The 13,976-nt window shown below is 68.6% G+C and carries 17 protein-coding genes; 7 read left to right on the top strand and 10 right to left on the bottom strand.

Going from position 1 to position 13,976, the window contains the following annotated elements; all coding sequences use genetic code 11:
- Positions 1-54: 54 nt before the first annotated feature.
- Positions 55-951: an EamA family transporter gene (locus E0E05_RS05895; protein WP_131615872.1), complete on the top strand. Its 897-nt coding sequence runs from the start codon at positions 55-57 to the stop codon at positions 949-951.
- Positions 948-1,841: a DMT family transporter gene (locus E0E05_RS05890; RefSeq protein ID WP_131615871.1), complete on the top strand. Its 894-nt coding sequence runs from the start codon at positions 948-950 to the stop codon at positions 1,839-1,841. Before E0E05_RS05895 ends, E0E05_RS05890 begins: the two co-directional genes overlap by 4 nt.
- A 78-nt stretch (positions 1,842-1,919) precedes the next feature.
- Here E0E05_RS05890 and E0E05_RS05885 read toward each other — a convergent pair whose 3' ends face one another.
- On the bottom strand, positions 1,920-2,948 hold the full coding sequence (locus E0E05_RS05885) for a permease (RefSeq protein WP_131615870.1): 1,029 nt from the start codon (positions 2,946-2,948) through the stop codon (positions 1,920-1,922).
- Between the two features lie 97 nt (positions 2,949-3,045).
- Here E0E05_RS05885 and E0E05_RS05880 point away from each other — a divergent pair, with 97 nt between their 5' ends.
- Positions 3,046-3,951 (top strand): LysR family transcriptional regulator, encoded by a 906-nt coding sequence (locus E0E05_RS05880; protein WP_131615869.1) that lies wholly within the window; start codon positions 3,046-3,048, stop codon positions 3,949-3,951.
- On the opposite strand, the gene E0E05_RS05875 is transcribed toward E0E05_RS05880, so the two are convergent.
- Entirely contained in the window at positions 3,878-5,068 is a 1,191-nt protein-coding gene (locus tag E0E05_RS05875) for an MFS transporter (protein ID WP_158629285.1), read from the bottom strand. The two genes, E0E05_RS05880 and E0E05_RS05875, sit on opposite strands and share 74 nt — an antisense overlap.
- Before the next feature lie 99 nt (positions 5,069-5,167).
- Here E0E05_RS05875 and E0E05_RS05870 point away from each other — a divergent pair, with 99 nt between their 5' ends.
- A complete protein-coding gene (locus E0E05_RS05870) occupies positions 5,168-6,061 on the top strand; it encodes a LysR family transcriptional regulator (RefSeq protein WP_131615867.1) in 894 nt (297 codons plus the stop codon).
- A gap of 84 nt (positions 6,062-6,145) precedes the next feature.
- On the opposite strand, the gene E0E05_RS05865 is transcribed toward E0E05_RS05870, so the two are convergent.
- The 5 genes from E0E05_RS05865 to E0E05_RS05855 form a co-directional block, all read right to left on the bottom strand.
- Positions 6,146-6,454 carry a DMT family transporter gene (locus E0E05_RS05865; RefSeq protein WP_158629284.1) on the bottom strand — a complete coding sequence of 103 codons (309 nt, stop codon included), beginning with the start codon at positions 6,452-6,454 and terminating at the stop codon, positions 6,146-6,148.
- Between the two features lie 151 nt (positions 6,455-6,605).
- A complete protein-coding gene (locus E0E05_RS17820) occupies positions 6,606-6,749 on the bottom strand; it encodes a hypothetical protein (RefSeq protein ID WP_342212200.1) in 144 nt (47 codons plus the stop codon).
- Positions 6,746-7,390, bottom strand: a complete 645-nt coding sequence (locus E0E05_RS05860) for a bifunctional helix-turn-helix transcriptional regulator/GNAT family N-acetyltransferase (RefSeq protein ID WP_342212199.1) — start codon at positions 7,388-7,390, stop codon at positions 6,746-6,748. Before E0E05_RS05860 ends, E0E05_RS17820 begins: the two co-directional genes overlap by 4 nt.
- A 5-nt stretch (positions 7,391-7,395) precedes the next feature.
- Positions 7,396-7,566: a hypothetical protein gene (locus E0E05_RS17815; protein ID WP_342212198.1), complete on the bottom strand. Its 171-nt coding sequence runs from the start codon at positions 7,564-7,566 to the stop codon at positions 7,396-7,398.
- A gap of 193 nt (positions 7,567-7,759) precedes the next feature.
- A complete protein-coding gene (locus E0E05_RS05855; RefSeq protein WP_158629283.1) occupies positions 7,760-8,656 on the bottom strand; it encodes a DMT family transporter in 897 nt (298 codons plus the stop codon).
- Between the two features lie 79 nt (positions 8,657-8,735).
- On the opposite strand from E0E05_RS05855, the gene E0E05_RS05850 reads away from it, so the two are divergent.
- Positions 8,736-9,587: a LysR family transcriptional regulator gene (locus tag E0E05_RS05850; protein ID WP_131615864.1), complete on the top strand. Its 852-nt coding sequence runs from the start codon at positions 8,736-8,738 to the stop codon at positions 9,585-9,587.
- A 40-nt stretch (positions 9,588-9,627) separates the two neighbouring features.
- Here E0E05_RS05850 and E0E05_RS05845 read toward each other — a convergent pair whose 3' ends face one another.
- Positions 9,628-10,830, bottom strand: a complete 1,203-nt coding sequence (locus tag E0E05_RS05845) for an NADH:flavin oxidoreductase/NADH oxidase family protein (RefSeq protein ID WP_131615863.1) — start codon at positions 10,828-10,830, stop codon at positions 9,628-9,630.
- Positions 10,830-11,501, bottom strand: a complete 672-nt coding sequence (locus tag E0E05_RS05840) for a GntR family transcriptional regulator (protein ID WP_131615862.1) — start codon at positions 11,499-11,501, stop codon at positions 10,830-10,832. The genes E0E05_RS05845 and E0E05_RS05840 overlap by 1 nt, the downstream gene beginning before the upstream one ends.
- A 153-nt stretch (positions 11,502-11,654) precedes the next feature.
- Between E0E05_RS05840 and E0E05_RS05835 the strand changes: the two genes are divergently transcribed.
- A complete protein-coding gene (locus E0E05_RS05835; RefSeq protein ID WP_131615861.1) occupies positions 11,655-12,824 on the top strand; it encodes a pyridoxal phosphate-dependent aminotransferase in 1,170 nt (389 codons plus the stop codon).
- 14 nt (positions 12,825-12,838) lie between these two features.
- Positions 12,839-13,330 (top strand): RidA family protein, encoded by a 492-nt coding sequence (locus E0E05_RS05830; protein ID WP_131615860.1) that lies wholly within the window; start codon positions 12,839-12,841, stop codon positions 13,328-13,330.
- Between the two features lie 64 nt (positions 13,331-13,394).
- Here the strand turns inward: E0E05_RS05830 and E0E05_RS05825 are convergent, their stop codons facing one another.
- Entirely contained in the window at positions 13,395-13,832 is a 438-nt protein-coding gene (locus E0E05_RS05825) for a DMT family transporter (protein ID WP_131615859.1), read from the bottom strand.
- Positions 13,833-13,976 lie beyond the last annotated feature (144 nt).

Genomic DNA, 13,976 nt, shown 5'->3' with positions numbered 1-13,976 from the left:
GATAACGCCGTTCGAGCATATGAAAAGGCCGTAAGGCCCTTCATGATTTCAGGCATGAATGTGCCGCCCACCGCCTCCGCACGCGCGCCGTTCCCCGGGCTCGACCGCGCCGCCAATGCGGTGCCGCCGCATGGATGGTTCATTGTCGGCGCAACCTCGCGCTATCTCGGTCCCGCTTTCGCCGTGCTTTTGTTCCCCGCCGTCGGCGTGCTCGGCATCGCCTGGTTCCGGATCGCGACGGCGGCGCTTGTCCTTGCGCCCCTGACCCGGCCGTGGCGGACCCTGCGCGAGGCGGACGGACGCACGCGGCTCCTGCTCCTGGGTCTCGGCGTCTGTCTCACTGCGATGAACACCGCCTTCTATCTTGCGCTCGACCGGCTGCCCATAAGCCACGTCGCGGCGATGGAGTTTCTCGGAACGCTCATCGTCGCGCTCCATGGCCTCAGAACCGGGCGGAACCTTCTGGCGCTGGGTCTCGCCGCGTTCGGCGTCGTCCTGCTGATCGACGTCGCCTGGGCGTCGGACCCGCTCGGCCTGTTCTGGGCGGCGCTGAACGCCGCGCTCTTTGCCGGTTACATCGTCCTCGGCCATAGAGCTGCCGAAGCGGGCGCGGGCGGCGGCGTCGAGCGGCTCGGCGCGGCCATGGCGATCGCCTTCGTCCTTCTCATGCCCATCGGCTTTCTGGAGGCGGCGCGCGTTTTCGGCATGCCGCTGATCGTGCTGGCGGGAATCGGCGTCGGGCTGGCGTCTTCCGTCATCCCCTACGTGTGCGACCAGCTCGCCATGGCGCGGCTGCCGCGCGCCTCCTTCGCCTTGCTTCTGGCGCTCCTGCCGGCGACGGCGACCGCGATCGGTGCCATCGTGCTGGCCCAGCTTCCGGGCTCGCGCGATCTGGTCGGGGTCGCGTTCGTCATGGCCGGCATCGCCCTTCACCGGCCGGCCGTGAGATGAGTGCGCGACCCGCGCCCTGGACCGTCGGCGTCCTCTTCGGGTTTGTCGGCATGCTCGGTTTCAGCGGCACCTTGGCCGCGACCCGCGTCGCGGTCGCGGATTTCTCGCCGCTCGCGATTACCTGCGCGCGCATCGTGGTCGCCGGCCTTCTCGGTGGCGTCACGCTCGTTCTCACGGGCAGAACCGCGCTGCCGGAACGAAGGCACCTTGTCGCCATCGCTGTCATGGGGCTCGGGCTCGCGGTGGGCTATCCGTTCTTTCTGGCGGTTGCGCTGCAATCGGTTCCGGCGGTGCATGGCGCCGTCGTCACCGGCCTCGCGCCGGCGGCGACCGCCATCATCGCCGTCTTTCGCGCCGGCGAACGCCCGCCGCCGGTCTTCTGGCTGGCCTGCGCAATCGGTTTGGCGGCGGTTCTCACCTACGCCTACGACGCCGGTGGCGGCGCGTTCAGTGTGGCCGACGGCTGGCTTCTTCTCGCGCTCCTCTGCCTCGGCCTGGCCTATGTGGAAGGCGGGCGCGTCTCGACCGAGCTCGGCGGCACCACGACGCTGTGTTGGGCGATGCTGTTCCTGACGCCGTTTGCCGCCGGCCCGCTCGTCTGGTCGCTGCGCGGCGTGGACCTTGCCTCGGTGGCGCCATGGAGCTGGGTGTCGATGGCCTATCTCGGCGTCGTCAGCATGTTCCTTGCGGCGATCTTCTGGTATCGCGGCCTGGCGGCCGGCGGCATCGCCCGCATCGGGCAGATCAATCTCCTGTTGCCGCTGGCGGCGCTTGTCTGGCCGGCGCTCTTTCTCGGCGAGACGATCACGCCGACCGCGTTCATCTGCGCCGTCATCGTCTTCGCGGCGATGATGGTGTGCCTGAAGGCGCGCGTGCGGAGACGGGCATGAGCGGGCGCGCGACCATGGCATGAGGGGCCACTGCAACGCCCATGCAGGCCGAGCCAGCGAGCCGGCCCGGGGAGCCGGTCAGCTTGCCAGCCCGAACGCCCAGCCCGACAGCATCGATCCGACGGCTGCCAGCGCCAGATAGAGAAGGAACGGCTGGAGGCGCAGCACGGGCACGATCGCCATCGCGCCCCAGACGCTGGCGACGCCGCCCGAGACCAGGAACGCCATCGCGGCGCCCGGCGACATGCCCGCTTCGAGCAGGGCCCGCGTCAGCGGCAGCGCGGCATAGCCGTCGATGTAGGCCGGCCCGCCGACGATGACGGCCAGCGGCACGGCCATCGGGTTGTCGCGGCCGACATAGGCGCTCAGCGCGTCCGGGGCGAGCCAGGCATTGAGCAGGAACTCGGCGGCGAAGGCGGGCACCAGAACGATGACGATCAGCCGGCCGATCGACCAGCACTGCCGAACAAAGCGCCGTCGCCGCTCGGCGCTTCGCCAGAGGCGCGGCTCGAATGCCGGCTCGTTTCCGGACGCGCCGCACGGGGCTCCCAGCGAGGCGACCAGCCGGTTCGACCGCAGCGGCGCCTTCGCCCAACCGCGCCCGGCAAACAGCGACGTCGCCAACCCGCCCAGCAGGCCGAGCCCGATCGCCGCCAGCGCCTTGCCGATCGCGAACTGCCAGCCGAGCGTGGCGATGGTCGCCGCGAGCATGGCCGGCCCGGTGATCGGCGAGGCGAGCCAGAACGCCATCACCGGCGCCAGCGGCACACCGGCGGCCAGAAGCCCGGCCATCAGCGGCAGCACGGTGATGCCGCAGACCGGCAGCAATGCGCCGATCACCGTGGCCGACACGACCGTGTGGACCGTTCGCCCCTCGAACAGGCGGGCGACCCGGTCGCTGGCCCCGCTCGCCATCATCCAGGCGGCGAGCAGGACGCCGGGGATGACGATCGGCGTCACGTCGATGAGACCGGTCACGGCGAAGATCACCGTGTCGCGGGCAAGCACGGGCTGCCAGGCAATCAGGGCGACGAGGATCACCGCCAGCGCGCCATAGACATGGCGGACCGTCGGTCGTGTCGCGCGGATGGTGTCGGCGATGGACATGGCGTTTCCCGATTGCGTTCCGGCGCCACTGTGGCGGGTGGACAGCCATTTGAGAAACGCGTAGTTTCAAACTCAGTCATCGGAAATGCCAATATCCATGCCGCAACTGGACAGCGACCTGCTGCGCACCTTTCTCGCCGTCGCCGAGACCGGCAGCGTCACCGCCGGAGCGGCACGCATCGGCCGGTCGCAGTCGGCGACAAGCCTGCAGATCAAGCAACTGGAGGGGATCGTCGGCCAGCGGCTGTTTGCACGGCACGGCCGCGGCGTGCGGCCGACCGATGCCGGCGAACGGCTCGTCCCGGTGGCACGGCGGGTGACGCAGTCGCTCGATGCGGTCCTCACCGAACTGCGCGGCGAAAGCCTTCGCGGCCGATTGCGCATCGGCCTGCCCGACGATCAGGACCGCGCCGTGCTGACGGGGATCGTCGCCGACTTTGCGGCACGTCATCCCGAGGTGCAGCTGGATGTCCATTGCGCGCTGGGGGCCGGCTATGACGCGGCCCTTGGCGCGGGCGCGCTCGATCTGGCGGTGTTCGCGGTGCCCGAGCCGGCGCCGCGCGATGTGGTGCTGCGGCGCGATGACCTTGTCTGGATGGCGCGTACCGACCGCGATCTTGCAACCGAGGGCACACTGCCCGTGGCGCTGTTTGATCGCGACTGCTGGTGGCGCGATGTGGCGCTGGCGGGGCTTGAGAGCGCGGGGCAGTCCTATCGGATCGTGTTCACGAGCGAGAGCGCGCTGGGCGTGCGCGCGGCGGTCGAGGCGGGCATCGCCGCGGGCCTGCTCGATCGGGGCAACGGCACGGACGCGCTCGGCCCGGTGCCGGACCTTGATTTCAGCCATCCCTCCTTTCTGGTGTTGCGCCGGGCGCCTTCGACCGGTGGCGATGCCCTTGAGGCGATGAGCACGGCGATCAGGCGGGCCTTTAGCGTTGCGGGCGGCGGGCGCCACGGCCTTCAAGGGTCGGTTCGGCCGGCCGGAAGGCGACCGCGCCGATGAGCGTCGCCCCAAGGTAGATGCTGGCCGCCAAGGCATAGAAGCCGGTCGCGCCGAGAAGCGCCGTGGCGCCGCCGGCGAGCGCCGGGGCAATGGTCGAGGCGATGGCATAGACGGCGGCAAAGGCGATCGTCGCCGCGGTCAGCGCTTCGCCCGCGAACCGGTCGCCGATCAGCGCCAGCCCGCCCGTATAGAGGCCGTAATTGGCGCCGCCCCAGACCAGCATCAGCGCGGCGACCGGCCAGAAGCCCAGCGAACTCCCGCCCACGATGGCGAGCGTGCAGACCAGCGAGATCCCCCCGCAGGCGAGCACGGTGCGGCGCCGGCCGATCCGGTCGAGCGCGTGGCCGATCAGCGGCTGGCCGGCGAGCAGGCCGATATGGAAGACGGTGACGAACAGCGCGCCCTCCTGCAGCGAAAAGCCCTGGCCGCGCGAGATCACCGGCAGAAGGCTGATCGCCACCGCATCGATGCACGAGCCGATGAAGACGAAGACGAATGCGGACGGATAGCCGATGATGGCCGGAAGCACGGCGCGCGCCGAGGCGGGCCGCACGGCCGTATCGACCGGCCGCCGCGCGCGCAAAAGCGGCAGCGCGGCCAGCACGGTGACAATGGCGCAGGCGGCAAGGATCGGCAGCGGACGGTTGGGCAGCGCCGCGACAACGGCCGGGCCGAGGACGAATCCCACCGCCACGGCGGTGCTGTAAAGCCCCATCACCCGGCCGCGTCGCGCCGGATCGGCGAAGGTGTTGAGCGCGGTCTCGGCGACGATGAAGAGAAGGTTGGCGCCGACCCCCAGCGCCATGCGGGCGATGAAGACCAGCCAGAAATCGCGCGCGAGAGCCAGCACGACCAGCGACGCCGCCATCACGCCGACGCCGATCAGCGCCGTGGTGCCGGCGCCGGCGCGCCGCGCCACCTGCGGCATAACGAGAACGCCGACGATCAGGCCGAGCCCGGTAGCGGCGGCATTGAGACCGTTGAGCGCGTCCGAGACCTCAGCCGACAGCACCACGCCGAGCAGCGGATAGGTGGTGCCCATGGCAAGGCCATAGATCAGCACGCCGACGATCAGCGCGGCGATGACCCGGCCGGCTTGCAAGGTGGATGCGTTCATGGCTGCGCTCCGATCGTTCGCGCGCAGACAAGCGAAGACTAGCGTGTGGCTCAAACGATCAATTCTTGCCCCAGCGTGCGTTTTGGTTACGCTCACTGCATGCGCAAACTGCCCAATCTGAATGCCCTGCGCGCCTTCGACGCCGCCGCCCGCCAAGGCAGCTTCGCCCGCGCCGCCGACGAGCTTGGCGTCAGCCATGCCGCCGTCAGCCGCCACGTGCGCAATCTGGAGACCGAGCTGGGCGTGGCGCTGTTCGAGCGCCATGCCCGCCATGTGGTGCTGACCGGCGAGGGCAGCCTCTTTGCCCGCACCGTCGCCGATTCCCTTTCGGCACTCGAGATCGACACCGGGCGCCTCAGGCGCGGTGTCGGCCGGCGCACGGTGGTTCTTGACGTTGAATCCGATCTCGCCACGCGATGGCTGATGCCGCTTCTGACCGACGCGGCGCTCGATGATCTCGACGTTCATCTCGACATTCGCGTGCGGCCCGATCCACCGCGCGCCGTCCTTGGCGACGCCGATCTGGCGCTGACCTGGGGCGCGGCGCAGTGCACAGGCTTCCGCACCGAGCCGTTCCTCGATTTCGAGGGTTTTCCGGTCGCAGCACCGGCGCTGATCGAAAGAGGCTCGCCGCCGGAGGATCCGGCCTTCTTCCTGGCGCACCGGCTGATCCACGAGCGCGGCATCTACTGGTGGCGGCGCTGTTTCGATGCGCTCGGCCTGTCGCTCGACGATGCGGCCGGCCATCTGTACTTCAACCGCTCGCATCTGTGCATCGATGCGGCGATGCGGGGCGCCGGCCTCGCCATCGGCGACAATGTCATCTGCGACGAGGCGCTGCGTGCGGGCGCGCTCGTCCGGCTACCCGGGCCGGCCCTGACCAGCCGCGAGCGCTACTTCATGCTGGTGCCGGACACGCGGCAAGTGTCGCGACCGGTGCGGCGCGTGCGCGATTGGCTGGTCGCGCAGGCGAAGCGGCATCATCACGACTGAGGTTCTCGCTGCGCAGCTGGCCGACAGGGCGCAGCGTAAGCCATGCAATCGGTGATCGCGGCAGGTCCGGTTCTGACCACACCGTCAGCGTGGCGCGCGCGTGCTCCGCGTCAGCAGCACCATGGCGCCGACGAGCAGGGCCGCGCCGATCAGGCCGAGCGCGCCGAGGCGCTCATCGAACACCAGCCAGGCCAGAAGCGTTGCCGTCAGCGCTTCGGTCAGCGCGGGGATGCTGGCGACGGTCGCGCCCGCCCGCTTCATGCCAACAAAGAAGACGACGGCAAATCCCGTCGGCGCGAGCCCGATATGGAGCAGAAGCCACGACCGCTCCGCCGGGACCGATGCCGGCAGATGGAACAGGGCGACCGTCAGCAGCATCAGCGCCGGCGGCAAGGCCGATGCCCTTCGTCGAGCCAGTCACGACCGCTATTCTGCCTGTAAGATCGATCTGCATGGAGCCGCTCCGCTTGTCGTCCGATTGCCGTCGGGCGCGTCGTGAACGCGATCATAGAACTAGAGAAACCAATTCTCGTTCGGGGTGGAACTAGCGATCCTGATTGTTGGACACGCGATCAGGGTGGGGGCGTACGAATTGCTGCTCGCGCACCTGTTCGCCCCATTGCCGGCCCGGCTTCTCCTCGACGAGCCGAAAGCCGGCGCGCTCATAAAGCGCGCGGGCCGCCTTCAAGCCGGAAAGGTCCAGAGCCGGGTCTCGGCGAAACCGTTGGCGTCGACGAACCCCATGGCGGCCTGCATCAACGCGCGGCCGATGCCCGCCCCGCGCAGGCCTTCGGCGACGATGAACCAGCGCAGATGCGCAACGCCCGGTTCGAGATCCTGGCCGTCGATGGCGATGGTGCCGACGATCGCGCCATCGCTGCTTGCGCACCAGATGGCGTTGCCGTACCGACCCAGTCGCGGCACGAAAGCGGCCATGTCGCCGGCGACCGTTGCCTCGAAGGATGCACCGAACCCGGCCGCGCGGCTGTAGTAGGCCGCGTGCATGGCAACCGCCTGTCCGATCAGTCCGGGCACGTAGCCCTCGACGATTTCAGTCACGGGCTGTTCTTGTGGTTTATCATCGAGTGCCCTGGCATAGCCGTCGAGCGCGCGGGCCAGATCGGGCGCACTCAGCCCGTCGAGCCTGTCGAGGGCGCCTTTAACCTGATCGTCGGCAAAATCATTGATGGCTCTGTAGGCCCGCCGGCCCTTGTCAGTCAGCGTCAAGCGCTTGCGGCGCGTATCGTCCGGATTGCGCGTTTCGCTCAGATAGCCGTCAGCGGCGAGCGCCCCCACCAGCCGGCTGACCGTCGATTTCTCAAGCCGCAAAGCGGCTACGAGATCGCGCGCGCTGACACTGCGCCGAGCCCGATCTCGATGATCGCGTGCACAGCCGATGGCGACAGGTCGGTGCCGGCGAGCGTTGCCTGCATGAAGCCCAGTTCGCGCACCAGCCGACGCGAGGCATCCCGGATATGCGCGATGGTTGCGGCGTCTGTAGGCATGGAAGCGTCCATTCAGTTGTATCACACAACTAATTGGAATCTGGCCTTCTGACAATGGTACCGCTTGAGTCTCGACGGCGGGGTTCCTTCTTTCTTCCCCGGTTTTCTGCTGGCGAGCGCCAAAACCCTGGCCGCGATCGGCGCGGGATCTCGAAGCGCCGCCGTATGGGGCTCACCGACGACGCGGCCGCGCTCACGAAAGGCCCCGTCGGGACCGGTTCGTCAGACAAAGCCCGACCAGGATGGCCCCGGCGCCGGCGGCAAAGCCCGGCGTCAGTCTCTCGCCAAGTACGGCCCAGGCGCTGAGCACGCCGAAGAGCGGCGCCAGGAAGCTCATCGCCGAGACCTGCGAGGCCGGATGAAGCTGGATCAGCCGGAAGAAGACCAGATAGCCGATAAAGGCCACGGCAACGGTCTGGAAGGCAAGCGAGCCGAGCGCCGTGGCGCTCCAGCGGAGGGTCGCATCGCCCCGGACAAAAGCCGTCGCCGCCAGCAGCGGCACCGACCAGAACAGTTGATGGAACAGCACGACCGAGGCGTCGACGGACTTAAGGCGGGTTGCACGGATGGTGAGCACGGTCAGCGCCCAGGCCGCCGCCGCGCCAAGGCACAGAAGATCGCCGGCAAGCGTCGCCCCGCCCGTTCCGCCGGACGGTCGGATCAGCGCGACAATGGCCACACCCGCAAAGGCGATGGCGATGCCGGCGATCTTGCCGGCGTCGAAGGGCTCGTCGGCAATGGCTGTCATGGCCGCGAGCGCGATCATCATCGGCGCGGTGTAATAGAGCACCGTCGCATGGCTCGCCGAGGTCAGCGCGATGCCGACATAAAGAAGGCCGAAATCGACGGCGAACAGGACGCCGAGCAGCACGGACAGCGCAAGAGGCGCGGCGAACGGGTTGGTGCGGCGCAGGACGAACCAGAGGGCGAGCAGCGCCGCGCCGCCGGCCGAGCGCAATGCCGCCTGCATGATCGGGCCGATATCGGCGACGGCGAGCTTGACGGCCGTCTGCTGCGCGCCGAAGGCGGCGAAGACGACGACAAGCAGGAGGGCCGAGGACAAGGTGAGCGGCGTGCGCGGATCGGTCATGGCGGCCATTTCGGGCCGGATCGTCCGCCGGACAAGCGAGATCACTCGACGCCGGGTTTAGCCATGCTAAACTGTTTTCATGACCTCACGCCTGCCCTTCGACGCGCTCAGAACCTTCGCGGAGATCGCCCGCGGCGCGAGCGCGGCCGAGGCCGCCGAGCGGCTGAACGTGACGCCCGGCGCGGTCAGCCAGCGCATTGCGGCACTCGAGGTCCATCTCGGTCGTACGCTGGTGACGCGGCGCGGCCGCAAGCTCGTGCCGACGAGCGACGGCCTCGCCCTTTACGAACAGGTGCACCCGCATCTTGGCGCGATCGAGGACGCACTGGCGCCGAAAGGGCGCGACCGTGTGCTGCGCCTGCATGCCACGCCCGCCTTCGCCGATGCCTGGCTGATGCCACGGCTGGAGGCGATCCGGACGCTGGCCGCGCCTTTCGCGGTCGACCTCGTCACGGCGGCCACGCCCTTCGAGGAGACGCGCGGCTGGACGGCGTCCGACATCGCCATCCGCTACGGCGCATCGTTCGCCGCCGATCTGATGGCGACGCCGCTGGTGCCCTCGGAGATCGCGCTGGTCGCTTCGACCGCGCGGACCACCGACAACCCGGCCGCATTGCTGCGCAGCCAGCCGCTGATCTGTCAGCCGGGCCTCGAGGAGTGGCCGGTCTGGCTTGAGGCACTGACCGTCTCGCCTGAGGCCGTCGCGTGGGGACCGCGCGTGAGCGACGATGCGGCGAGCCTGCGGGCCGCCGAACTCGGCCATGGCATTGCCAGCGTGCGCGCCTGCAATGTCGGCGGCCGGCCGGGGCTGCGCGTGCTGGCCCGCCGGACCGCGCCGGGAAACGCCACCTATCATCTGGTGACGCGCCGCGCCGACCGGGGCGCCGCGCCGGTCAGGCGGCTGCATGACTGGGCGCGAAGCTTGACGTGATCGTGTTCGCCCGGTGACGCAGAGCGGCGCGCACGTCACCTTACCCGGCAAACCGTGCGTTCCAGCTCGCCACCCGATTCGCATCGCGCGCCTCGTAGGCGGCGAGCGCCGCATGCGCGTCGAGCGTGTCGTCCGGCACGCGATCCTCGCCAAGCGCCGTCAGCCGCATCGTGTACCAGGCGGTGACGCCGCCGTCGGGGCTCGACGCGAAACGCGGAAAGGCCGGATCGTCGCCCTCCACCATGCGCCACCGGTTCGGCAGGTCCGGATCGAGCACCAGCGCCCGGGCAAGCCCGACCATGTCAGTCGTCCCGCTCGTCACGGCTGCGATGGCCTCGGTCCGCCGCTTGAAGCCGCCGGTGACCATCAGCGGCACGGTTGTCCTGGCCCGTGCCCGCCTTGCGAAATCGACGAAATAGGGACCGCTCTGGCGCCGATCCGAGGCGGAGGCCGCGCCGGGGAAATAGGTGCCGCCACTGATATCGATCAGATCGAGGCCGGCGCCGTCGAGCGCGGCGATGATGTCGAGCGCCTCGGCCTCGGTCAGCCCGCCGTCGAGCTGGTCGGTGGCGTTGAGTTTGAGCGCGACCGGAAAGGTGGGACCCACCGCCGCACGCACCGCGGCGATGGTCTCGGCAAGCACGCGCATGCGATTGGCGAGGGACCCGCCCCAGCGGTCCGTACGCCGGTTGAACAGCGGCGACAGGAACTGGCTGAAGAGAAAACCGTGCGCGGCATGGACCTGCACGCCGGCGAAGCCGAGCCTTTGCGCCATCGCGGCGGTGCGGGCGAAGCCGGCCGGCAACGCCTCGATCTCGGCCGGCGTCAGGGCTTCGCAGGTCAGGCCCGGCAGGTCGAGCGCCGAGGGCCCCTTCGGGGTGGAGATCGGCGGATGCGCCATGGCGCCGGCATGGCCGAGCTGAGCGAACAAGGCGCACCCATTGGCGCCGCCGCGCCGGGCGAGTTCGGCAAAGCGGGCTTCGTCCATCTCCGGGGCCAGCACGAGATTGCCCGGCTTTTCGGCGAAGCGCGGATCGCCCTGCACCTCGCCGACGATCGACAGCGCCGCGCCGCCTTCGGCCCAGCGTTCGTAAAGGCGCATCTGCGCGTTCGTCGGCGCGCCGCGCCCGTCGCCCAGCGAATCCGACATCGCCGCCTTGGCGATGCGGGTCTTCAGAACCGCGCCGCAGGGCAGCGTGAGGGGTCGGAACAGGGCGCGCGGCTCCCGGTCTTCCAAATCCATCACAAGGACGCGTCCTCTCGGTCGGGCTCATGCGCCCGCTCGTCGAAAGCCGCCGCGAGCGCGTCGCGCGCCCGCATGATATGCGCTGTCAGGACGGCGCGGGCACTGGCCTCGTCGCGGGCGCGGCAGGCCTCCAGCAACGCGTGGTGTTCGTCATCGGACGGGCCCTGATGGTCCATCGTGCCGATGGCGAGCCGCAGATAGCGGTCGGCGAGCGCGTTCAGGCTCTCGATATGGGCCAGAAGGCGCGGCCGGCCGCAGGGCGCATGCAGCGTCCGGTGGAATTCGGCATTGAGGTCGCCGAACCGGTCGAGCGGCGCGTTCTCGATCTCGCGCTGGATTTCGGCGGCGCGGTCGATCTGTGCGTTGGTCAGGTGCGGCAGGGCAAGCCCGAGCGCCAGCGGTTCGGCGCACGCGCGCATGTCGAAAATGTCGACAAGATCGTCGCGGCTCAACCGCGCCACGATGGCCGAACGGTTCGGCGGCACATCGACCAGCCCCTGCGCTTCCAGAAGGCGCAACGCCTCGCGCACCGGCATGCGGCTGACGCTGAACCGCGCGGCGAGCGCGTCCTGACCGAGCCGCGCGCCGCCCTCGATCGCGCCCGAGACGATCTCGTCGCGCAGCCTTGCCGCGATCTCGCCGGCCTGCGCGCCGCGCTGGCGTTCCAACAACATCCGGGATGACGGTGATGTGCTCATCGGTCTCCTATGGCGACCTTGACACAAACTGTCAATTTGTATCCAATTTACTCAAGAAGGATACACTGTTGTAGTGCCCGCCGAAACTGGCCGAGCGGCGCAGAGACATGGAAGGAAACGGTCATGGCCCGCAGGCGGCCCGCACGACTTGCTCACATAGCCGGTATCGGCGTCGATGCCGTTGGGCGCGTCGCCGACGCCTCCTCGGCCGATCTGTTGCGGCTGGAGAACCTCGATGTCGATATACCCGTCGATCCAGTCGCACTTGCCCGTACCAGGGAAGCCGTCGATCGCGATGAGGACAACAGCTATCTGCCCTTCATCGGTCAGACGCGACTTCGCAGCGTAGCGGCCGACCATGTCTCCGCCCTGTCGGGCGTCCGCTACGATGGGGATCGCAACTGCCTGATCTGCGCGGGCGGGCTGTCCGGCGTTCTCAACGTGCTTCTGGCCACGGTCGACACGGGCGACGAAGTGGTCGTCACCGACCCGACCTATGCGGGTCTGATCAACCGGGTCCACCTGGCCGGCGGCGTGCCGCGCTTTGTTCCCTTCATCTTCACGCCGGGTGGCGCGTGGCGCCTGGACCGGCAGGCACTGCGCGAGGCGGTCGGCCCGGAGAGCCGGGCGATGCTTCTGACGTCCCCGTCCATGCCGTCGGGCGGCTGGCTGGACGCTGACGACTGGGCGCTCGTCGCGGAGCTGTGCGTCGCCAAAGATCTGCTGCTCATCGTCGATGCGGCAATGGAACGGCTGGTGTTTGATGGTAGGCCGGTGCTGCATGCGGCGGGATTGCCCGGCATGGCCGAGCGCACGATCACCGTCGGCAGTGCGTCCAAGGAACTGCGCATGATCGGCTGGCGGGTGGGGTGGATCGTGGCGCCCGAGCCGCTGATGGAGGACCTGATCGCCGTCAACCTGGCGAATGTCGTCGTGCCCGTTGGCATCGCCCAGGACGCGGCCGCGCTGGCGCTGGAACGGTCCGTCGAGACCCTGCCGGCCTATGTCTCCGAACTGCAGCGTCGCCGCGATGTCCTGTTGGAAGAGTTGGACGGCATGCCGGTCGGCGTGCCTGCGGGCGGCTGGTCCCTGCTCATGCGGGTGACCGACTTCGGCCATACCGGTGCAACGGCATCTGCGCGCCTGATGGAGCATGGCATCGCCGCGACCGCGATGGCCGGCTGGGGCGTCGACCACGGTGACCAGTACATTCGTTTCGTGTTTTCCAACGAGCCGGTCGAGCGCCTTCGCGGCATGGGGGCGATCGTTCACCGGGCGCTCGGTGCGGCGTGAAGGAGAACGGGCAGATGTTCGACCCCGGCACACTCGAGGAAAGGCTTGCGCAGAACGGTCTGCGCCTGCCGGTGCCGCCAATGCCGATCGGCCGTTTCGCACCAGGCGTCGTGCATGCCGGGCTGCTCTATCTGTCGGGCACATACGGCACAGTCAGAAGCGACGACGGGCAAGATATCATCGACATGCCCGGAAAGCTGGGCGCCGAACTCACCATCGAGGACGGCTATGCTTCGGCGCGTCAGATGATGCTCAACCACCTGGCCCTTGCCAAGACTGTTCTGGGCGATCTCCGACACATCGAGCGGCCCGTAAGGCTCGTGGGCTATGTCAATGCCGCTCCCGGCTTTCGGGATGCGCCGGCGGTGCTCGACGGCGCTTCCGACCTGCTTTTCGACCTGTTCGGTCCGGATCGGGGTCGGCATGCCCGGATGGCGCTCTATCAGCATGAACTGGCGCGAAATGCCCCGGTGGCCGGAGAGATCAGCTTCGCCGTTTCGCGCTGAAAAATGAACGGTGACAGAAAGCCTACGATCCGCCCGGATCATGCATGGAGGTCTTCATGACGTCTCATCGCAACATCAGATAGGCACCGACGAGCAGCAGCAGGGTCGCCAGGACCCTTTGCAGGTCGACGCTCCGGACCTGCACGTCGAACAGACCGAAATGGTCGATGATCATGCCGGCGACGAGCTGGCCGACGACGACCAGCGTGATCGCCGTGGTGGCGCCGAGCCTCGGTATGGTCTGGCTCAGCGACAGGTAAAGGATCAGCCCGAACACGCCGCTGCCGAGCATGTACCAGGGCAGGCTGCGCCACTCACGAATGCCTTCGCCGCCGCGGGCGATCAGCAGCGCGAGCGAGGCCACCGCGCCGCCCAGATGAACGATCAGGCTGCCGGCCGCGCCGCCGATGCGGTGGCCCATCGCGCCGGCAATGGGCGCCTGTGTCCCGACGGCGATGCCGCCGGCAAAGCCGATGGCCACAATCAGCAATGTCTCAAACATGGTTCACCTTTTTGCCCAGCAAGAACTCCTGTGACGGTTCTTATGCCCGCACCGCAAAGCATTCAAACGAAGGGATCGAGTGCTCAAACCTCTTCAAAAAGAGCCGTGTTTCGTGATGTGTAAGCGGAGCAGGAAGGTGTTTCG

Origin of the sequence: Roseitalea porphyridii, from assembly GCF_004331955.1 — a bacterium.
Lineage (GTDB): Bacteria > Pseudomonadota > Alphaproteobacteria > Rhizobiales > Rhizobiaceae > Roseitalea > Roseitalea porphyridii.
Note: the sequence above shows the minus strand (reverse complement) of the source record. Positions and strands in the feature narration are given on the sequence as shown.

Excerpts from the sequence above, each read along its gene's own strand:
- E0E05_RS05895 (WP_131615872.1), top strand. The coding sequence starts at position 55 with ATGAATGTGCCGCCCACCGCCTCCGCACGCGCGCCGTTCCCCGGGCTC.
- E0E05_RS05890 (WP_131615871.1), top strand. The coding sequence starts at position 948 with ATGAGTGCGCGACCCGCGCCCTGGACCGTCGGCGTCCTCTTCGGGTTT.
- E0E05_RS05875 (WP_158629285.1), bottom strand. The coding sequence starts at position 5,068 with ATGAACGCATCCACCTTGCAAGCCGGCCGGGTCATCGCCGCGCTGATC.
- E0E05_RS05885 (WP_131615870.1), bottom strand. The coding sequence starts at position 2,948 with ATGTCCATCGCCGACACCATCCGCGCGACACGACCGACGGTCCGCCAT.
- E0E05_RS05830 (WP_131615860.1), top strand. The coding sequence starts at position 12,839 with ATGTTCGACCCCGGCACACTCGAGGAAAGGCTTGCGCAGAACGGTCTG.
- E0E05_RS05855 (WP_158629283.1), bottom strand. The coding sequence starts at position 8,656 with ATGACCGATCCGCGCACGCCGCTCACCTTGTCCTCGGCCCTCCTGCTT.
- E0E05_RS05845 (WP_131615863.1), bottom strand. The coding sequence starts at position 10,830 with ATGGATTTGGAAGACCGGGAGCCGCGCGCCCTGTTCCGACCCCTCACG.
- E0E05_RS05870 (WP_131615867.1), top strand. The coding sequence starts at position 5,168 with ATGCGCAAACTGCCCAATCTGAATGCCCTGCGCGCCTTCGACGCCGCC.
- E0E05_RS05825 (WP_131615859.1), bottom strand. The coding sequence starts at position 13,832 with ATGTTTGAGACATTGCTGATTGTGGCCATCGGCTTTGCCGGCGGCATC.
- E0E05_RS05835 (WP_131615861.1), top strand. The coding sequence starts at position 11,655 with ATGGCCCGCAGGCGGCCCGCACGACTTGCTCACATAGCCGGTATCGGC.
- E0E05_RS05850 (WP_131615864.1), top strand. The coding sequence starts at position 8,736 with ATGACCTCACGCCTGCCCTTCGACGCGCTCAGAACCTTCGCGGAGATC.
- E0E05_RS05880 (WP_131615869.1), top strand. The coding sequence starts at position 3,046 with ATGCCGCAACTGGACAGCGACCTGCTGCGCACCTTTCTCGCCGTCGCC.
- E0E05_RS17815 (WP_342212198.1), bottom strand. The coding sequence starts at position 7,566 with ATGCCTACAGACGCCGCAACCATCGCGCATATCCGGGATGCCTCGCGT.